This is a genomic window from Leptospira ilyithenensis (assembly GCF_004771005.1).
GTDB classification, from domain to species: Bacteria; Spirochaetota; Leptospiria; order Leptospirales; family Leptospiraceae; genus Leptospira_A; species Leptospira_A ilyithenensis.
This window is the reverse complement of record NZ_RQHV01000042.1, coordinates 63,005-81,368: the sequence shown is the minus strand read 5'-3', so window position 1 is coordinate 81,368 and position 18,364 is coordinate 63,005. Positions and strand designations below refer to the sequence as shown.

Below are 18,364 nucleotides of genomic sequence, written 5' to 3'. Positions count from 1 at the left end.
TACAAATAGTAGAATGAGTGTCAGTATTCGGTTTTTAAGAACCGGATGCGAAGATCTAAGCTTTCAATGCTTTTTGCGGGAAAGGGACCTTGGTTTGTTATTACAAATTCGGGACTCCTCCCGCCTTTTTCTTCTATCGCATAATTTCAATTAAAGGATTAACAATGAACTCGAAGAAACCCATATTTATTTTTACAATCATCGCTATTTTATTTTATAACTCATGTTTTGGTGAGAAAGAGAAAGCATGGGTAGAGCGTTTTGCCAAAGGATATGGAGAAAGCATTTGTCAAGTAACAGCTTTGAATAAGGCAGGTTATGGACAAGATAGTGATAAGATGGTTCTTGCTTTGAGTGAAAAAATAGAAAACAGAATAAAGTTTCAGGCAACGATTGATACCGGAATTACTTATAAAGAATATGGGAAAAAAGTTCTAAACAATTATATAAGCCAAAATTGCAAGGCCGAGACCTATATTGACGGAGAAGATTTTATATTTCTGTCGACTAACATTTAAAATTTTATTTAAATTATTAGGCTGCAAACTAGCTTATGAAGCTTTGCTATCCGAACTATGGGAGGAAATCATCCTTGATTGCGGTAAGTGTCCGTTTGGAATAATTGATTGAATCGCGGCGCCGAAGGGCACCGAGGCGCCCGTTGGAAATCTATATATAAACGAAGCAGTTATTCCACCCAGTTTGGAAATAGTCCGAGTTTTTCTTGTACTCCTAAATCATGGGCTGGGATTAGTTTTAAGTTAGGATAGGTTTTTAATAGTCGATGAACTTTTGTTAACTCTTTTCCTAGATCCTCCGGATCTTTATCTACGATAGAACGAGAACCCCTGGGTCTATGGGCGGGAAAAAGGAATCCTTTTTCGGACCAGGTTGTATCTCCCGTAAAAAAATATCGCCTTCCATCGGGGAAATTCAGAAACATTCCCAAAGATCCTGCGCTATGACCTGCCATAGGCACAAAAATCACGCTTCCGTCGCCAAACCAATCTTTACTGGTTGTGAAGTTTTCATAAGGAATGGAATCGAACTCCAAAAATTTCCAGCGAATGGAATCCCCGTCAAATTGTCTTTTGATATAACCCGATTTTTCGAATGCAGAATGATATTCTTCTTTTGTAGTTATAAATTCAGTATTAGGAAAATCTTTGATCCCACTTGCATGATCCCAATGCAGGTGGGATAGAAATGCAGTTTTGATTGTTTCCAGTGGAATATTTTGTCTAAATAGTTGTTGAACGGCAGGGTTATGGTTTTTGAATTTCATTAGGATTCTGAGAAATAATGAATGTTCTGCGAATTCTTCTGCAACATGAGTCCCGAGGCCAGTATCAAATAAGAATCTATCTTTGGAATGTTCTATCAGAATAGCCGAATGAGAGATTCGGCCTTTTTGAAAAGGATTTCCTCCTTCCACAACAAATGCTTCTGAAGTGATTGCTTCGCCGGTTTTGATGATGGTAAATCTTAATTTTTCGAATGGGATCTTGTACTGGCTCTTGGAAATCATCGTAGTATCTTGTTCCGGGGTAAGGCGAGGATAACCTAATCTCCATAAGATGAGTAGAAAAATACTGAAAATAACAAGTAGTGCAATAGAAAGGTATCGTTTTGTTTTTACCATGATTAAGTTTCCTACGTAAGTTTAGCTAGTTCCGATTGGATTAAGAATTCAGCCGTTTTGGCTGCCGCTTTCAATGGTTCGATGGTTCGATTCGTCTTAGATAGCAAGACAGCCCCTTCCCATAAGGAAAGAATAGATAAAGAAAGTTCTTTTGCCTGTTTCGCCTGTATTTTATTATACTGTAGGTATAGCGAAAGTTTATCGGACCAAGATGTAAAAATTGTAGAACAAGCTTTGTTTACTAAATTACTTTCTGAAGCGCTTTCCAGAGCTGTCGTTGCAATCGGGCAACCTTTGGTAAAATTGCTTTTTAAAATTCTGTCTTCTAAAGCTTGAAAGATTTTAGAAATTCCTTGGGCTGCAGATTTTGAAGATTCTAGTAATTCCGTAAATTCTCTTCCCATTTCTTCGCCTGTATGTGTTAAAGCCTGAGAAGCAAGGTCTTCCTTTCCCCCTGGAAAATGAAAGTACAAAGACCCTTTTGGAGAATCTGTTACTTTTACGATTTCGTTCATCCCTGTTCCGGAGTAGCCAATAGTTTCCAAGGATTCAGCCATCGCTTTGATCATTTTTAATTTGGTTTGGTTCCCTTTTGTACTCATTGGGCTATATTAATTTTAATAAATAGACCGGTCAATATAATTTTGAGATCTAGCAAATCCATCTACGTTTGGTTTAATTTATAAAAATGGAAAGCTCTCGGATGAAGGGAAAGGATTTAGAGCAAATAGGTCATTTTGGTCTTGTATTTATGTTGGATTGGGTATGGCAGGAGTTGGGACTTGAGTGAGAGGAAAGGGAGGGATGCGATAGGTCTAACAAATCCCGCCTCACCCAACTTCGCCCCCCATCCCAACAAATCCAACTCCAGTAACTTTGCAAAAAGGCAACACCTCGAAACTCCTAAAAACTCAGCTAAAAGGCTTAACTCCACCCAGTCCCTTTCCCGCACCCGAGCACCCAGTCTTTGCAATTCCAAACCTTCCTCTTGGTATAGAATTACCGATCCACCTTTTGCTCCCCGCCCTATCCCTTTCGATACCATCTCGGAATATCGACTCAAAAGAACGCTCAAGGCACGAGAAATCCCGCCAAACTTTCGCAAAATAGAAAGATGGGGCATAAGCTCGCAAGGAACCAAAAACATAACCCCTATTTTCTCAAGAGAGCGAAAGCTGGATCTGTTTCGAGCAGAAACAAACCGACTGGAATACATCGGATTCTTAATAAAGTTCTTCATTACCAAGGAAGGCTCAAAAACAATCGGTTTGGCCCTAAATCTTATTGTTTTTTCGAACTCCCGCCGATAAATTTAGTAATCGGGATTCTCAGTCAAAGTTTATGCTCAATAAGAAGCCATCACTCACAGGTCGCCAAAAAGCCGCAATCTTCCTAGTAGCAGTAGGAAACGATGTAGCTTCTGAGATTTTTAAACATCTCCGCGAAGATGAAATTGAACAAATCACTTTCGAAATCGCTCGTTTAGATAAGATCACTCCGGAAGACAAAGAAAAAGTTTTAGTCGAGTTCAATGAACTTATGATGGCACAGGAGTTTATCACCAATGGTGGTATCGACTTCGCCCGCGGACTTTTAGAAAAAGCATTAGGTAACCAAAAAGCGATCGATATCATCAATCGATTGACTTCGTCTCTCCAAGTTAGGCCATTTGATTTTATCCGAAGGACTGACCCGGCGCACCTTCTCAACTTTATCCAGGGGGAACACCCTCAAACCATAGCCTTAATTTTATCTTACCTCGATCCTCAAAAAGCATCGAACATCCTTTCCAATCTCCCGCACCAAATCCAAGCGGAAGTGGCAAAAAGAATCGCAACCATGGACCGTGTATCTCCGGATGTACTCCGCGAAGTAGAACGCGTGTTAGAGAGAAAACTTTCCACCCTCGCATCGGAAGATTATACCTCTGCGGGTGGTATCGATTCCGTGGTTGAAATTCTTAACCTTGTGGATAGGGGAACGGAAAAAACAATCATCGAAGCCTTGGAAGAAGAAGATCCGGAACTCGCGGAAGAAATCAAAAAACGGATGTTCGTATTCGAAGATATCGTACTATTGGATGACCGTGCAATTCAAAAAGTAATGCGTGAAGTAGATAACACTGATTTGGCGAAAGCACTCAAGTCAGTAGATTCCGAAGTACAAGACAAAATTTTCAAAAACATGTCCAAACGCGCCGCCAACCTCCTTCGGGAGGATATGGACTTTATGGGTCCCGTTAGACTCAAAGACGTGGAAGACGCGCAGCAAAAAATCGTAAACATCATTCGTAAACTCGAAGAAGCGGGCGAGATCGTTGTTGCACGTGCCGGAGAAGACGAACTCGTCGTATAATTTTTCGCTGCTAAATTCGTTTTATTTTTTTGGCGACTTTCGCACCTTAGGCGGTGCGAAACCGTGCTCTTCCGCGACTCCGCCTATCGGCTTCGGTCCTACGGACGGCGCCTTCGGCGCCCCGCTCCGATCCCTGCCGCATCAAACCCAAAACTACCACACACTCCCTACAAAAAATCCTTTCTTTTCCCGGTGGATTTCCTATTTTATCATCCAATTCAAATGGAGTTTTTATGAAATTTCGATTCTTCTTTAGTTATCTTAGTTTGTTTTTTCTTTCCTTTCTATTGATAGATTGTGCCTCTTCTGTAATTAAAAATACACCCTTAAATGGTAAGGTAGATTGGCAAGGGCATCGTGGAGCAAGGGGCTTAAAACCAGAAAATACATGGCCTGCTTTCGAAGAAGCCATTCAATACAAAATGACTACTTTGGAATTGGATACGGTTCTGACAAAAGATAAACGAATCGTGATTCACCATGATTCGGAAACCAATCCGGTGATCTGTCAAAACCAGGATGGATCATCCATCAAAAAAACTTCTCTTTATGATCTGACATTTGCCGAGTTACAAGTATTAGATTGCGGATCGAAAAAAAATCCATCTTTTCCTGAACAAGTTGCTGTTCCCGGGACCAAACTTATCACGATAGAAGACTTTTTTCAGAAAGTATTGGAAGCGGAAAAAAAAGCGAAACAAAAGTTCTTCTTCAATATTGAAACCAAATTTCCTGACGATGGATCCGCCTCCGATTCGATTGTTGAAGAACATACAAATCTGCTTGTTTCTGCAATTGAAAAGGCAAAGGCTATAGATCGAACTACAATCCAGTCTTTCGATATGAGAACGCTCCCCTTCGTACAAAAAAAGAATCCCAAAATCAAAACCAGTGCTTTATTTGCCCCCACTTATACTCAAGGATTTCTCATGACAATCGGTTTTGGAAACGGCTATAGACAAGATATCATAGAGACGGCAAAATCCTTGAAAGCAAATGTCATTTCGCCTTATTTTCTATATGTGACTCCTGAGTTTGTAAAACAAGCACATGATTCCAAAATCGAAGTGATTCCATGGACAGTAAACAATGAAAAGGAAGTTAATCGTTTGTTAGGTTGTGGGGTAGATGGAGTGATTTCCGATTATCCTAATTTACTTAGAAAGGTAGCGGATTCTAATTCCCGGTAACGATCGTACACAAAGAGGAATATACTGACAAAATGTTAAACGCCTCTTTGTTTATTGATTTGATACTTACAATTTGTCCGTTCTTTGCCGCCGCTTCCAGACTTGCATCTCCGGCAACATAAAGAAAAGCATATCGTTTTAGACATGCTTTTCCCATTTTGGAAGCGGCCTCTATTTCCTTATTTTCCGAAACACCGATTCGATACGAACTATAAAGACTTCCTGTCGGTCCTAGACCTTGCGGGTTTCCCAAATTTACACAGTTTAAGTGAAGGATAAAAAAAAGAAAAACCGACAAATTGGAACTACTAAAGTAACGAAACAGTTTATAATTGGAAAATAAATTCATCAATCTTAGTTATTTTCCACCCGCTTCTACACATAACGAAGAATAAATGCCAAAAAGGGAGATGGTTTCCCAATTGATTTCTTCTACAATATTGATATTCGCTTTTCGTTTTGCATTCTCAATGGAACCGTCTCCGTAAGCAAATAGTCCTAATAGGGAAAACACACATGCCTTTCCGAATTTTTGGCTTTTTTCTCCCGTCCCGAAAATACCGATTTTGGTTTGGGTTACCAAAAACCCATTCGGACCAAATCCCGGAGAAGCACAAGCCAGCTCCAAAACACTAAAAAATAAAATCAATAATCCCTTTGTTTTCATTTGAAAATAATCAATCTCATCTATTGAAAATGTTTCTTCTTCATTGCTAAACATTTCGTTTCCAAATCAATCTGCTTTAATAATGTTTTTTGAATGGATACAGGCAATCGGGGATGATTGGAAACAAACTTTTTCAAAATCAACTTTGTTTCATCCGCGCAAAAATTCGGAGCAAGACTTTTTGCAAAACCATCCAGATAATTTTCATCTTCACCTGGAGTGAAATTTTCCAACGCGTCCAGATAATCATCCAAATAGAGAAATTGTAAATCCTTTTGATTCACAGGAAACAAATGATAGGCAACCGTTCTTAAACTGGAAGAAGAAAGCCCCGATTTTTTAGGATTACGAAGCAAATCCATCCATTTCGTTTTTGTTTCTTTGTCAGGAAACGAAGCTTCGATCGCCAAACTGGAGTTTACTCCTCTCAAGGAAGGATCGGCCTTTTTCTCCTTTTCCAGGGCAACAGTAATGAGTTCTTTCTGATAATTCAAACTGGCAAGTTTGGTAAGCAAAGACCATTTGATATCTTGATCAATTTTCAATCCAGGTACGATGAATCTACCGTTATAAATTTCCCAAATTTTGTCTATGGAAGTTTTCGTATAAGAAGATTCCAAATAGGCGAAGAACCAATATTTTTGTTCATCCGATCCTATTGTTGCCCGATTCAATCCTTCCCAAAAAAAATCTTCTAATTTTGTTAATTGTTTGTTTCTCAAATCTTCAGGATACCAGAACTGGCTTGTAAAATAAGTAAAACCCCGGTCGGAAGATAATTTTGATAGAACCCATTTTTTGATTTTGAGATTTTCTTCCTTGGGCAATACTACTTTTGCCAATTCCAGAAAAGAATCGAATTTGGCTTTGCCGGAAGTGATTTGGTTGTAAAACGAAGTCCAAAGAATCAACTTTCGAAAGGAATCCTTGTCTTGAGAAAGAACCAGTTTCAATTCTTCCAAATTGACTTCATTCCAAATCCAAACTACAAAATCATGGTCTTCGCCATTCACCAAAACAAAATTGGGACAGGATGAAACAGATGTTATACCGGAAATGGATCTACCTCTGTAAAGAACTGGAATGGACTTGTATTTGAGTTCTTTTTCTTCCAAGAAATACAAACCGATATTGATTTTATGATCTCTTAGTTTGTTTGCATTGCCGGGCGCGCTTTGAATGAGTTTCCAACCCAAATGATTTCCTTCACAAATTGTTAAAAATTCGATCTCGTTTGTGCCTTTTGTTTCCAGCCAATCTTTGGACCATTTCTTCAACGGGAACCCGCTTGCAAATTCCAACTCGGAAAGAAAACCGCCTAACGTCGCATTGGAATAGGAATATTTTTTCAAATAAGATTGGACTCCCTTTTGAAAGGAAGTTTCTCCTATAAAGAAAACCAATTGTTTGAGGACTGAGGCACCTTTTCCGTAAGTGATTCCGTCAAATTGAGTGAATGCTTCTTCCGTATTGTTCACCTTTGCTTCTACAGGATGGTTTGTCACAAAGGAATCTTCATCGTAAGCCCATTGTTTCATCTTTTCAAAGAAGGATTCCCAGGTTTCTACAAATTCAGAATTTTTTTCCTGAGCGAGACTTGCCATGTAAGTCGCAAAACTTTCGTTCAACCAAAGTCCGTTCCACCATTTCATTGTTACAAGATTTCCAAACCACATATGGGCCATTTCATGCAAGATAACATCGGATAGATTTTCTCTTTGCGCTCTTGTCATCGCACTTCGGCTTACAAATCTTTCCGAAAAAGTGACTGCACCTACATTTTCCATAGCACCGAAATTGAATTCGGGAACAATGATTTGATCGTATTTTAAAAACGGATAAACTATCCCGAAATATCCGTCAAAAAACTCAAATCCTTGTTTGGTGAATAAAAACCAATCTTTCGGATCCACATGTTTTGCCAGTGATTTGCGCACGAAAAGCCGTAGAGGGATGGTATTGTATTTATCTTCCCAAACCTGATAAGACCCTGCATGCAAAGAAAAAACATAGGTGGAGATTTTGGAAGTTTCGGGAAAAACATGCAAACTATTCTCAAGGTCGGAAGGATTCGGTGCAATCGAACTGGCGAGAGTAGTGGAAATCACTTTCCAAGTTTTAGGAGCATTGACGGACAAAGTGAATTTTGCTTTTAGATCCGGTTGGTCAAAACAGGGAAACATTTTGTTCGCATGGAATGCCTCAAACTGCGAGTAGATATAGGTTTCCTTGTCATCAGGATCAACAAACTTGTGTAATCCGTTCCCGGTTCTGGAATAAGGAGTTTCAAATTCGATAGAAACAATGTTTTCGCCTAAGACGATTCCTTCCGCAGGAAGAAAAAAGAAACCGCCTTTTTTCAAAATGGAATCCGTAACCGTTTTGGAATTTAAAATAACATTTGTCAGCCTTCCGGAAAAATAATCTACTCTCAGGTTCTCTTTTTCTTTGGCCAAAAAACGAATCTCTACTTTTCCGGTGAAAGTTTCCTGCTTTGTTAAACTGATATTCAGTTTGTAAGAAACATTTTCAACGAGCTCCGATCTTATTTCTGCATCCCTTTGTGTTAAATGGTATAAATCCGATTGGTCCGAGCACGAGATCGCCAAAAAAATAAAACTATATGCAATTAATTTAAGTAACGTACTGAATTTCATGATTCCTTTCCTTCTTACGGTTGAAAATTCCGATATAAAATAGCCCAATCCGAATCTTTTCTTTTTTTCCAATCCGGTTCTGAAAAGTATTTTCCGTCAATCGACTTCAAAATCAATTCCATATACTCTTCTCCTGGATCAAAGTCTTTTGCATTTAGGAAAATAGAACCACCCCATTTTTTCTTTGCTTGGGTGTGACTAAAGATGCCTGAAAAAGATGCAATATCCTCATTAGTAAAAGGGATTTTGTATTTTTTGCAAAGTTCAGTCACCAGTAATTTTATCTTTTCTATCTGATCCGTTTGAACGAGAAGTTCCGCCGTGTCCAAGGCTACGATTTCGATCTGAATGCAGTTGTCATTGGTACCCGTCGCGGCGGCGGCGCGGTCTTCCAAAACATCCACCAACTGGTATGCTTTTCCGTCTTTATCTACCATGATCGACGCGGTAAGGTTTCGATTTTCCAGAGTTTTCAAGGATCGGAAATAATCGGGGATCGCAGTGTAATGCAATACTATGCAAGTAGGATTGATCTTTCCCCTGTGCGTATAACGAACTCTATACGATTCCAAAGGAAAGTCGGACTCGTCTTTTTCCAGACTGGGAATGGCAATTTTCGCCGCTTTTGTAATTCCCCGTCCGTTGGTAGGATGAAAGGATTCCTGTAGCTTTTGTTTGCTTTCTTTTTTCAAAGACCAGCCCGATTCAAAACGATCCACCCAGTTGTCTTCTTCAAAGAATTGACCGCCTAGGTTTTTAAGAATGCTCTGCATCGCTAATTCCCCCCCGCAGGCGGAAAAATCAACGAAACCCCCGAATCTTCTCTTTGTTTGGTTATGGGAAAAAATTCCTTTTTTAGTGATAACATTCTGATTCGTTTTCGGGATATCCAGTTCTTCCGAAAGAGTATCGATTATAGAGATAAGTTTTGTTAGTTGAATCGGGTTTGCTAAAAGCGATTCTTGGGTGCCTTCATAGGCAATATGAATGCTTTCCCTGTCGATTCCCGGTGCAGCGATAAAAATTTTAGTTAGAAACAAAGGTTCTGCATAAACCTTACCCGACTTATCAACTAACAAATGAATCATGAATCCGTTCTCAATGGATAGTCTGAGATAATCTGAAGGATTCCTTCTGTCCGTGGAATGCAGAACGAGTGCAGTCACATCATTCGGTGTTCTAGGAGTGAATTCTATTTTTTCCAGAACCTTTTCCTTGGGTAAGATTGTGGAAAAAGGCAAGAGATCTCTCTGAAACGATTGAGGAATCGATCTTTTGTTTCGAAAAACCGCACAGGCTTCAAAGAAAATAAGGAAAATGAGTGATATTTTTAAGGAATTATGCCATACTACTCGGAAAAATAAAGAACTTCGGGGGAAAGACTTGGAACCCTTTACACTTTCTAGAAATCGTTTTTTTAAATTTACGCTCAAATGTTTTGCCTTAACCGCAGTTTCTTTAAAAGGGATCAATTGTGGATCGGGACTTCCCTTGCCCTCTTTACGCGGAATCTCAGAGGAAGAATATCACAATTTCCGATCTTTGCAAGAGGTCTTCCTGCAAGACTGTCCCATTGCCAATTTTGATTTAGGTCTTGCCTTAGACAATTACGTTTATGGTCATCCCTATCCGATTGATACGGAGAGCGTTATACAACTGTTAGCTAGCATTCCTTCTTCCTTCCTTGCCGCAATCTTTTTGGATTTTTCCTTTACTCCTTTGGTGAAACTTCCTCCGAAAGAAAGACTGGAACGTCTGATAGCCTGGAAAACATCTGCTCTGGGACTGAAACGAGGTGTCTATCTGATCCTCAGGCAGACTTCCTTTTTTCTATTAAGCTCTGATAAAGAGTATCAAAAATTTGTCGGCTATCTCTAGTAAGGCGGTTTAATTATAATGGGCATTCCTTTACATAACGAAAAAATCATTACACCAAAAAAACATGCACAAATCATCAAAGACAATCAGATCAAAAACGGAAAGTGGAATTTAACTGCCGACGTAGTTGTGATCGGTTCGGGAGCAGGCGGAGCTGTTGCGGCAGCCGAACTTGCCAAGAACGGTTGGAAGGTGGTCCTCATCGAAGAGGGCGGTTACTTCACACCCGCACAATTCAATTCGGATGAATTTCTTTCTCAATCAAGGCTTTATCGGGATGCCGGATTCATCATCGCGGAAGAACAAACCATTTCTATTTTGCAAGGACGTTCTATCGGCGGATCTACCACTGTCAATTGGCAGACCTCCCTTTACCCTCCTGAGTACGTCACAACCGAATGGGAAAATCGTTTTGGTTGGAAAGGTTATTCCAGAGAAGATATGGATCCGTACATCAATGAAGTACATACCCGACTCGGTGTACACGACGTTCCGGACAATCTGGTCAACGCGAACAATAACGTACTGCGTGTCGGAGGGGAAAAACTAGGTCTCAAACCCCTCGTTCTCAAAAACAATAATAACGGATGTATCGGTTTGGGCAGATGCGGATTGGGTTGTCCGATTAACGCAAAACAGTCGGCTTTTCTCACATGGATTCCCGATGCCATAGAACATGGCGCTACGGTCGTGTCGAATATGAGAGCGGTAAAAATCAAAGACGGGTCTGTTAAAACCGTGATTGCAGAATTTACAGTCGATCCTTACCAAAAATCCCCTGCAGAAATCATTGAATCCATGGAAATCAAAGCTCCCGTTGTGATTGTAAGTGCTGGTGCCATCGAAGGTCCCGCTTTATTGCAAAGAAGCGGAATTGGAAACGACTGGGTGGGCCGAAACTTAAAAGTCCATCCTACTTCCACGATCTTCGGAAAATTCAATTCCGACATCAAAATGTTCCAGGGCCCTCCGCAATCCATTGTGATCAAAGACGGTCACAATCAAAATGGAACAGGTTACGGATATTGGTTGGAAGCAGCGCCTTATCGGCCGACTCTTGCTTCTTCCCTATTGCCATTTTACGGAAAACAACAATTCGGCGTTATGAAGGATTATAACAAGTACAATGCGGGGATTGTTTTGGTTCGGGACGGGGCAGACGGTGAAGCAAATGCAAAAGTGGAATGGAGTTTCGGTCGTAGAAAAGTTTATTTTGAACTAACACCTACCGACGGATTGAATATGTTACGCGGTCTGAAATCTCTTGCAGAAATTACTGTCGCTGCCGGAGCAACCGAACTTGTTTTTCCTTTCACACGATTTACGGAGCCTGTTAAAGTAGATGTCACAACCAATTTCGATTGGGTATTGAAAGAAAGTATCCGATCGGGGGATTTGAGTGTCGGTTCGGCCCATCCCCATGGTTCTATCCAGTCTGCTAAGGAAGAAACTCTGGGTGCCGTTGATTTAAATTTGGAAATCTATGGTCATAAGAACATCTTTGTTATGGATGCTTCCGTATATCCCACAGGACTTTCTGTGAATCCGCAGATCACTACAATGAGTGTCGTATTGCGAGCCTCTCGCAATTTGGCGAAGCAAAAAGAAGAAAGAACAAAGATCTAATTTTTTTAAAAATTCCCTTTCATTCCCATGAGTTTCATACATACTGGACTTGTGGGAAAATTTATTTCCTTAATTCTAACTCTATCTTTCGTCTTTAGTATTATCCCTAGTGAAGACGCCGTTCTGAAAGAAGCAAAACAAGCGTTTTCTAGAAAAGCTTATTCGGAAGCGATCAAAAAGTTTTCAAAGTATTCCGATCTCCATCCTTCAGAAGGAGTCGGGAATATGTACATGGGTTATATCTATGAGTACAAAAAAGATTATCCCAAGTCGATTCAGAACTTTCGCAAAGCCGCCGAACTCAATCTCGACAAAGAGCAAAGAAAAACCGTCCTTCTTAAATTGGCCTTGTTCTTCAATTACCATCAGGATTGGAATCTAGCTGCAGCTTACTCTTCCCGTTATTTGAAATACGATTCCAAAAATGAAGAGATGCAAAAAATTTACAACCGTGCCGTAGGCAATCGGGGTAATCCCGGTTCAAACACAGGTTATGTGCATGTAATCAAACCTCAAGATACTAAAAAAGACGATAAGATAAAAGACGACCGTCAGGACAAAAAGGACAATCCCAAACAGCAGACGCAAAATTCGTTGGAAGAAAATTCCGAAGCGCAAAAGTCGAGTACTGATTTGGAAAAGTCCGTTGCAGCCAATCCTAACAACGAAGAGTTGCGTTGGGAATACTCTTTGGCGTTATTTGATGAAAAAAAATACGACCTCGCCGAAGAAAATATAAAAATACTGATAGAAAAAGATCCTTCCCGCACCCGTTACCATTATAAAATGGGGATCGTAAAACTTCGTAAAGACGATCCTAAGGCCGCTATCGAATCTTTTGAAAAGGCCAGAAAAAACCCGTTCTCAAAAGAAACAAATGTGTTTTTCTATTATGTTTATCTGAACGAAGGACTTGCTTATCAAAAACTAAACCAGCTGGAACAGGCTGAAGAATCTTACAAAGCCGCCTTCAAACAAGTTCAAAAAGATCCTCCTTTACTAGCCTTGGCAAGATTGAATCATCAAAAATCGGAATGGGTTGCTTGCAGCGAACATGCTGACAATGCGGTTGCCATTGCAGGGCAAACGGAATCTCACATGTTTCGGTTTGTATGTCTTGGAGAACTGGGAAAGTCCGGTACAAAATTTCAAAATAGTTTTGATAAATACCGTCAGTTTTTAGAATCCAATTTCCCTGATCCGAAAAACTCACCTGACAAATACAAGGTTGGATTTCTTCGACTGGCCCGTCATTTGACAACTCTGGGTAAAGAGGCCAATGCGGAAAAATATTTCGCTTCCTTGGAAAGCGAACCGGATGTAAATACAACAAGAGAGTATTTGTTTTATCGCGGTAAAAATTTATTTTACTTGGGAAAATCGGATGATGCGATTTCTCTTTTGCAAAAAGTTTCCAGTTCTTCTGCCGCCTATTTTTTGTTAGCTAGAATTTATGCAAAGAAAGGCGATTTGAATTCTACAAAAACAAACTTAAAACTTGCCGGTGAGTTGAAGGATGAGTATTGGTCGATGGCAAATAAGGAAACTGACTTTGCCGAATTTCGAAAAGATCCCAAGTTCGTTCTGTTTATAAGTAGAAAAGGTTCGGATGATGTGGCTCCAAAAGAGCCACCTGCGGGAAATTCTAAAGCTATTCCTCTTCCTTCTGTTCCTTTGCAGTCGTCGAAGAACCTTTAAATAAGTCCGATCTCAATTTTCTAAATGTATCAATCGAAATCTGGCCTGGTGCCTTTGGCGTACCGAGAGTGATATATGTATAAGACGATTTGAAATAATCACCAAACACGCGTGATAAGATACCTGTTTCGCCCATACAAATTCCGATCATAGTATTCGTTTTGGAAAGAATTTTAATATCATTCATGAACTCTGCGGTTTCTTCAATGTCTTCCGGAGTGATCGCAAATTTAAAAACAGGATTTTTCTTTTTAACCGGCTTTGCGTTTTGAATGAAATCTCTCATTTCTTTAGCATAGATTGATTTTTTAAAGGAATGATAAGAGTATATGATTCTGAAATTGAGCTGATCATAGTTTCGAAAGATAGTATCATCCCGATTCAGTTCAATATCAAGATAGTTCGAATTATCATTAAAATCTTTTAGGATACCTTCCACATCTTCGGGAAATAATTTCACATAGGATTTCACACTGCTGTCTTCCGCACGTCGGTATGTAAAAAGTGCCGGTAGACCGAGAGATTTGATCTTTTTTTTCATCTCTTTCTGGATATAATTTCTAGAAAACAAATCCAAACGAACTTCAAGTACATCAATGTCCTTTGTATCTTTCTTTTGAAGATGACGAATATCATCTTCTCCAAGAGTGGCAACGATCTTAAACGATTCCGGCATTTTTATAATCCTTTTTGCAATAAGTCATGTAGTGAAACCATACCTACGAATTTTTTGTCTTTTGTTACTACCGGAGCGACGGAAATGGGGCGTTCACGATTTTCCATTTTTGTCAATACATCGTAAGCTTTTTCTTCCGGTGAAAAGAATGAAGGAGAAACATTCATCATTTCCTTTGCAGTAACGCCTTCGATCAGCTTTTTATTGGTAAGCGCTTTTCTGATATCAAAATCGGTGATCAATCCGAGTAAGATTCCGTTTGAATCGACTACACCGGTTGCCCCAAGTCCTTTTCTGGTGATCTCTTTCAGAATTTCATCGAGACCGGCAGTTTCGGATACAAATGCGTTTTTGTCGTCTTTGCGCATAACATCAGATATATGGAGAGAAAGTCTTTTTCCCAACCTTCCCGCCGGGTGATAAAGTGCAAAGTCATCGGCTTGGAAGTTTTTCAATTCCATAAGGGCCATCGCAATAGCATCACCTAGCATGAGTGCAATTGTTGTTGAAGAAGTAGGAGCAAGCTCCAACAGACAAGCTTCCCGTAACACGGGAGTAAGAATTAGAATATCGGAAAGTTCGGCGAGTTTGGACTTGGGGTTGGCCGTCATGCCTACTACCTTTGCACCTAGATTTTTCAAAGTAGGTAAAATGTAATTTAACTCTTCCGATTCACCACTTTTTCCGATGGCAAGAACCACGTCGTCTTTTCCTACGACACCAGAATCTCCATGTGCCGCGTCAGTCGGATGTAAAAATATGGCGGCCGTACCGGTAGACGACATTGTATGGGAAATTTTTTGTGCAATATCTCCGGACTTGCCCACGCCTGTAACTACGACTTTCCCTTTGCTATTTAAGATCAGCTCTATGCATTCGGAAATGCGTTCGTCCAGGTTGTCTCTAAAATGTCGGATGGAAGCGATTTCATCGTCAAGCGCCCGTTCTACGATTTTCAGTATATCCTTCAATTTTCAGTTTCCTCCCATGAAATTTTATCAATGTTCATCTCTGCAATGATCGCCTGGTCGATGCTTGGGAACCGAAGGATCAAAGTGACTTCATTTTTTCTTTTTATGATTTCCATCTGTCTGCCTGTGAAAGGTCCTTCCGTGATTTTTACTATTTTACCCGGTTGCAGCGCTTCATTTTTCATTACTTCTGTTTGTGCGCCGTAATTTTCCACAAGATCTTTTAATTTTTCCATCTCTTCATCTTCCAATATGGCAGGCACTCCTTTGGCGAAAACGAAATGATGTGCGCCGGGTAGTTGGAGAACGGTGACTTTATCTTTCCAAAAGATGATATTTACAAAGATATAAGATTTGAGTCTGGGAGTTTCAATGATTTTGAAACGGTCACTCCATTTTTTCCTTTCTTTGATCAAAGGAAGGTAGTGATCTATTTTGTATTTTTTAAATAAACGAGAAAGACTTTTTTCAGCACGAGGGTTTGTGTATAGAGCAAACCAATGTTTTTTAGTATTGAGGGGATCATTCTCTTGCATGGATGCGAAACCGAATTGGAAGAGTAATTTCTTTCCCCTTTGAAGAATTGAATTTCCAACCTTGGATTTGGTTGCGAAATTGTTGGTCAAAGACGCTATAGCGACAGGGAACCAGCACACCCACCTTTTCAACCGACCCATTTTCTGCAACAGTTACTCGGAAACTACAGTCGTCTTCCAGCCGTTGTTCCAATGCAAGGACCGGATAACTGAGAGAATTTCGAAACCGGTTCATTTCTTCTTCGGGGTCGATCGTTCCTTCCAAGTCCGCATTTGCAGGATTTTGACTGGAAAGAGTACCGTTCCCGGAATTGGATTGAGAGTTGGGGACGAAAAGTCGAATCGTACTACCTTTTGTTAGGTGAACTTCTTCCGTGTTCGAATTTTGCCGAAATTTTCCAAAAAGTGCTATAAAAAGAAGTCCATGTAAAACTGCGGAAAGGATCCAAAAATACAGGAGGCTTTTGGTTCGAAAAAATATAATTTGGCCAGCTGACATAAGTCCCGAAAATTGATCCTCTTGCAGAGGAAAAACTTTATGGATAGATTGCAAACCTGATTTTAAATGACAGCATATGCCTTCCACTTGGGGAAAGATTTTTAAAGTATCCACTTACGGAGAATCTCACGGTGTCTCCGTCGGAGTCGTTGTAGAGGGAGTACCTGCCGGTCTTCCTTTTCCGGAAGAAGAGATCCAAAAGGATTTAACGCGCAGAAGACCGGGTCAAAACGACCTAACCACTCCTCGCGATGAAGAAGACAAAGTTGTAGTCGAGTCCGGAGTTTTTCAGGGAAAAACAACGGGAAGTCCTATTCTTTTAAAAGTTAATAATAAAAATACGATCGGTAGTGATTACGATGAAATGGCTCATATTTTTCGGCCGTCTCACGCGGATTATACGTATTCGGAAAAATACGGTCATCGTGCCCATGTTGGCGGAGGTAGATCTTCCGTTCGGGAAACGATAGGACGGGTTGCAGCAGCAGGACTCGCCCGAGTGATTTTGGAACGTGAACTGGGGATTCAAACTATAGCATGGGTGGATTCTGTCGGGGGAATCGACTCGTTGATTTCCGAATCGGAATATCCGGTTTCGCGCGATTTTGTAGATCAATTTCCAACACGTTGCCCTAAAAAAACAACCAATGACGAAATGGAAACTCTGATTCGTAAATTGAGAGATGAAGGGGATTCCGTCGGTGGAACTGTAAAAGCAATTGTTAAAAATCTTCCTCCCGGTCTTGGCGATCCCGTTTATGATAAGTTAGATGCCGATCTCGCAAAGGCATTATTGTCCATATCGGCATGCAAAGGCTTTGAAGTCGGATCAGGATTCGGTGGTACCCGCCAAACGGGAAGCGTTCACAATGATGAATTTTACATAGAAGAAAAAACCGGTAAGGTCAAAACGAGGACAAATAATTCGGGAGGTATTCAAGGCGGCATCTCCAACGGAATGGATCTTGTTATACGGGCGGCATTCAAGCCGACTTCCACGATTAAAAAAGAACAGAAAACTGTTGACGATAAAAATAAAGAAACTATTTTGCAAGCGAAAGGCAGACATGACCCGTGCGTACTTCCTCGTGCAATACCGATCGTTGAAGCTGTCATTAATTTGGTGTTAGTGGATGCTTACTTTTATCAACGCGCCCTTCAACCCAAGTGGTTCTTAAAATATGCCAATTTAGATTCTATTCCGAATCAGTAAGGAAATCATGAAAAAGGTTTATAAAGTTTTGCTGGCCGAAGACGATGATAGTTCCGCAAAACTACTCATCCATACGTTGGAACGATACAATTTCCAAGTGGTCCATGTAGCGGATGGTATGGCAGGACTGACAAAAATCCGTAACCAGACATTTGATTTGGTAATCAGTGATATTATGATGCCTTATCTGGATGGTTTGTCTTTTGTGGAAAAGGGAAAGGATTTTTTAAAAAATACTCCTGTGATCATGCTTACTTCCGTTGGGGATAAAGATCAGATTGTTCGTGCGGCCCAAAGTAGAGTGAGTGCTTACCTTTTGAAGCCTATCACTACTGCTTCCCTTATGGAAAAAATCCAAGCAGTCTTAATGCTCGGACCGGATATGATTGTAGACAAAAAGACACTTCCTTATGTGATCAAAGTAGTCGAGTTATCCATATCCGAAATCTTAATCGAGCTGACAGGAGTTCCTTCTAAAAAAGGAGCCGAAGAAATATATGAAAAATTTCATCATTACTTAGCGGGCAGAAGCAGTTTTACTAATTTGAGAATCAATATCAATACGGAATTTTTTTATGAGAATTCTTCCTTGCAGGCTTTGGATGATTTGATCGGAAAAATAGTAAAAAGCACAAACATTCGAGCCAATTTTGTATTCATCAATTCAGATTATTTTGCAGAAACAGTAATCGATCTGGCAAAGTATTCCAACTTAACTGCAATCAACATTATTTCCAAATGAAGGTTTGACAGAAT

19 protein-coding genes are annotated in these 18,364 nt (G+C 40.1%); 8 read left to right on the top strand and 11 right to left on the bottom strand.

The features are described 5' to 3' along the window. Positions 1-164: 164 nt before the first annotated feature. Positions 165-518 carry a hypothetical protein gene (locus tag EHS11_RS07015; RefSeq protein ID WP_135763688.1) on the top strand — a complete coding sequence of 118 codons (354 nt, stop codon included), beginning with the start codon at positions 165-167 and terminating at the stop codon, positions 516-518. Positions 519-688: 170 nt separating this feature from the next. Here the strand turns inward: EHS11_RS07015 and EHS11_RS07010 are convergent, their stop codons facing one another. From EHS11_RS07010 to EHS11_RS07000, 3 genes are all read right to left on the bottom strand, one after another. Then, positions 689-1,642 (bottom strand): MBL fold metallo-hydrolase, encoded by a 954-nt coding sequence (locus EHS11_RS07010; RefSeq protein ID WP_135763687.1) that lies wholly within the window; start codon positions 1,640-1,642, stop codon positions 689-691. Between the two features lie 11 nt (positions 1,643-1,653). After that, positions 1,654-2,244 carry a TetR/AcrR family transcriptional regulator gene (locus EHS11_RS07005; protein WP_135763686.1) on the bottom strand — a complete coding sequence of 197 codons (591 nt, stop codon included), beginning with the start codon at positions 2,242-2,244 and terminating at the stop codon, positions 1,654-1,656. Positions 2,245-2,360: 116 nt separating this feature from the next. Next, positions 2,361-2,882: a DUF1564 family protein gene (locus tag EHS11_RS07000; protein WP_135763685.1), complete on the bottom strand. Its 522-nt coding sequence runs from the start codon at positions 2,880-2,882 to the stop codon at positions 2,361-2,363. A gap of 101 nt (positions 2,883-2,983) precedes the next feature. Here EHS11_RS07000 and fliG point away from each other — a divergent pair, with 101 nt between their 5' ends. Both fliG and EHS11_RS06990 read left to right on the top strand, forming a co-directional pair. Beyond that, positions 2,984-3,997, top strand: a complete 1,014-nt coding sequence (gene fliG, locus EHS11_RS06995; protein ID WP_109021642.1) for a flagellar motor switch protein FliG — start codon at positions 2,984-2,986, stop codon at positions 3,995-3,997. A 233-nt stretch (positions 3,998-4,230) separates the two neighbouring features. Then, on the top strand, positions 4,231-5,187 hold the full coding sequence (locus EHS11_RS06990; protein WP_135763684.1) for a glycerophosphodiester phosphodiesterase: 957 nt from the start codon (positions 4,231-4,233) through the stop codon (positions 5,185-5,187). On the opposite strand, the gene EHS11_RS06985 is transcribed toward EHS11_RS06990, so the two are convergent. Genes EHS11_RS06985 through EHS11_RS06970 form a run of 4 tightly spaced genes read right to left on the bottom strand, consistent with a single transcriptional unit; the run spans position 5,174 to position 9,752 of the window. After that, positions 5,174-5,536, bottom strand: coding sequence for a TRL-like family protein (locus EHS11_RS06985; protein WP_135763683.1), 363 nt, complete (start codon positions 5,534-5,536; stop codon positions 5,174-5,176). The two genes, EHS11_RS06990 and EHS11_RS06985, sit on opposite strands and share 14 nt — an antisense overlap. 9 nt (positions 5,537-5,545) lie before the next feature. Then, the gene (locus tag EHS11_RS06980) at positions 5,546-5,908 is read right to left on the bottom strand and encodes a TRL-like family protein (protein WP_246047645.1); all 363 of its coding nucleotides are present in this window, start codon (positions 5,906-5,908) and stop codon (positions 5,546-5,548) included. Then, positions 5,875-8,511: an aminopeptidase N gene (gene pepN, locus EHS11_RS06975; protein ID WP_135763682.1), complete on the bottom strand. Its 2,637-nt coding sequence runs from the start codon at positions 8,509-8,511 to the stop codon at positions 5,875-5,877. Before pepN ends, EHS11_RS06980 begins: the two co-directional genes overlap by 34 nt. Positions 8,512-8,525: 14 nt before the next feature. After that, complete coding sequence (locus tag EHS11_RS06970) at positions 8,526-9,752, bottom strand: peptidoglycan recognition protein family protein (RefSeq protein WP_246047643.1); 1,227 nt, start codon at positions 9,750-9,752, stop codon at positions 8,526-8,528. A gap of 142 nt (positions 9,753-9,894) precedes the next feature. Here EHS11_RS06970 and EHS11_RS06965 point away from each other — a divergent pair, with 142 nt between their 5' ends. From EHS11_RS06965 to EHS11_RS06955, 3 genes are read left to right on the top strand one after another with little or no spacing between them, the layout of a single operon-like run. After that, the gene (locus EHS11_RS06965) at positions 9,895-10,389 is read left to right on the top strand and encodes a hypothetical protein (RefSeq protein ID WP_210413648.1); all 495 of its coding nucleotides are present in this window, start codon (positions 9,895-9,897) and stop codon (positions 10,387-10,389) included. A gap of 15 nt (positions 10,390-10,404) precedes the next feature. Next, complete coding sequence (locus EHS11_RS06960; RefSeq protein ID WP_210413655.1) at positions 10,405-12,015, top strand: GMC family oxidoreductase N-terminal domain-containing protein; 1,611 nt, start codon at positions 10,405-10,407, stop codon at positions 12,013-12,015. A 27-nt stretch (positions 12,016-12,042) separates the two neighbouring features. Further along, positions 12,043-13,713 (top strand): tetratricopeptide repeat protein, encoded by a 1,671-nt coding sequence (locus tag EHS11_RS06955; RefSeq protein WP_135763679.1) that lies wholly within the window; start codon positions 12,043-12,045, stop codon positions 13,711-13,713. On the opposite strand, the gene EHS11_RS06950 is transcribed toward EHS11_RS06955, so the two are convergent. From EHS11_RS06950 to EHS11_RS06935, 4 genes are read right to left on the bottom strand one after another with little or no spacing between them, the layout of a single operon-like run. Beyond that, positions 13,667-14,389 carry a type I 3-dehydroquinate dehydratase gene (locus EHS11_RS06950; RefSeq protein WP_135763678.1) on the bottom strand — a complete coding sequence of 241 codons (723 nt, stop codon included), beginning with the start codon at positions 14,387-14,389 and terminating at the stop codon, positions 13,667-13,669. The two genes, EHS11_RS06955 and EHS11_RS06950, sit on opposite strands and share 47 nt — an antisense overlap. A gap of 2 nt (positions 14,390-14,391) precedes the next feature. Continuing rightward, a complete protein-coding gene (locus EHS11_RS06945; RefSeq protein ID WP_135763677.1) occupies positions 14,392-15,360 on the bottom strand; it encodes a KpsF/GutQ family sugar-phosphate isomerase in 969 nt (322 codons plus the stop codon). Further along, on the bottom strand, positions 15,357-15,896 hold the full coding sequence (locus EHS11_RS06940) for a UpxY family transcription antiterminator (protein WP_135763676.1): 540 nt from the start codon (positions 15,894-15,896) through the stop codon (positions 15,357-15,359). Before EHS11_RS06940 ends, EHS11_RS06945 begins: the two co-directional genes overlap by 4 nt. Next, complete coding sequence (locus tag EHS11_RS06935) at positions 15,883-16,395, bottom strand: LIC_10042 family TonB-like protein (RefSeq protein ID WP_135763675.1); 513 nt, start codon at positions 16,393-16,395, stop codon at positions 15,883-15,885. Before EHS11_RS06935 ends, EHS11_RS06940 begins: the two co-directional genes overlap by 14 nt. 76 nt (positions 16,396-16,471) lie before the next feature. On the opposite strand from EHS11_RS06935, the gene aroC reads away from it, so the two are divergent. Both aroC and EHS11_RS06925 read left to right on the top strand, forming a co-directional pair. Then, on the top strand, positions 16,472-17,608 hold the full coding sequence (aroC, locus tag EHS11_RS06930; protein WP_135763674.1) for a chorismate synthase: 1,137 nt from the start codon (positions 16,472-16,474) through the stop codon (positions 17,606-17,608). Between the two features lie 7 nt (positions 17,609-17,615). Continuing rightward, the gene (locus EHS11_RS06925; protein ID WP_135763673.1) at positions 17,616-18,350 is read left to right on the top strand and encodes a response regulator transcription factor; all 735 of its coding nucleotides are present in this window, start codon (positions 17,616-17,618) and stop codon (positions 18,348-18,350) included. The last annotated feature ends 14 nt before the right edge of the window (positions 18,351-18,364 follow it).

Excerpts from the sequence above, each read along its gene's own strand:
- EHS11_RS07015 (WP_135763688.1), top strand. The coding sequence starts at position 165 with ATGAACTCGAAGAAACCCATATTTATTTTTACAATCATCGCTATTTTA.
- EHS11_RS07010 (WP_135763687.1), bottom strand. The coding sequence starts at position 1,642 with ATGGTAAAAACAAAACGATACCTTTCTATTGCACTACTTGTTATTTTC.
- EHS11_RS07005 (WP_135763686.1), bottom strand. The coding sequence starts at position 2,244 with ATGAGTACAAAAGGGAACCAAACCAAATTAAAAATGATCAAAGCGATG.
- EHS11_RS07000 (WP_135763685.1), bottom strand. The coding sequence starts at position 2,882 with ATGAAGAACTTTATTAAGAATCCGATGTATTCCAGTCGGTTTGTTTCT.
- fliG (WP_109021642.1), top strand. The coding sequence starts at position 2,984 with ATGCTCAATAAGAAGCCATCACTCACAGGTCGCCAAAAAGCCGCAATC.
- EHS11_RS06990 (WP_135763684.1), top strand. The coding sequence starts at position 4,231 with ATGAAATTTCGATTCTTCTTTAGTTATCTTAGTTTGTTTTTTCTTTCC.
- EHS11_RS06985 (WP_135763683.1), bottom strand. The coding sequence starts at position 5,536 with ATGAATTTATTTTCCAATTATAAACTGTTTCGTTACTTTAGTAGTTCC.
- EHS11_RS06980 (WP_246047645.1), bottom strand. The coding sequence starts at position 5,908 with ATGTTTAGCAATGAAGAAGAAACATTTTCAATAGATGAGATTGATTAT.
- pepN (WP_135763682.1), bottom strand. The coding sequence starts at position 8,511 with ATGAAATTCAGTACGTTACTTAAATTAATTGCATATAGTTTTATTTTT.
- EHS11_RS06955 (WP_135763679.1), top strand. The coding sequence starts at position 12,043 with ATGAGTTTCATACATACTGGACTTGTGGGAAAATTTATTTCCTTAATT.
- EHS11_RS06950 (WP_135763678.1), bottom strand. The coding sequence starts at position 14,389 with ATGCCGGAATCGTTTAAGATCGTTGCCACTCTTGGAGAAGATGATATT.
- EHS11_RS06940 (WP_135763676.1), bottom strand. The coding sequence starts at position 15,896 with ATGCAAGAGAATGATCCCCTCAATACTAAAAAACATTGGTTTGCTCTA.
- EHS11_RS06935 (WP_135763675.1), bottom strand. The coding sequence starts at position 16,395 with ATGTCAGCTGGCCAAATTATATTTTTTCGAACCAAAAGCCTCCTGTAT.
- aroC (WP_135763674.1), top strand. The coding sequence starts at position 16,472 with ATGCCTTCCACTTGGGGAAAGATTTTTAAAGTATCCACTTACGGAGAA.
- EHS11_RS06925 (WP_135763673.1), top strand. The coding sequence starts at position 17,616 with ATGAAAAAGGTTTATAAAGTTTTGCTGGCCGAAGACGATGATAGTTCC.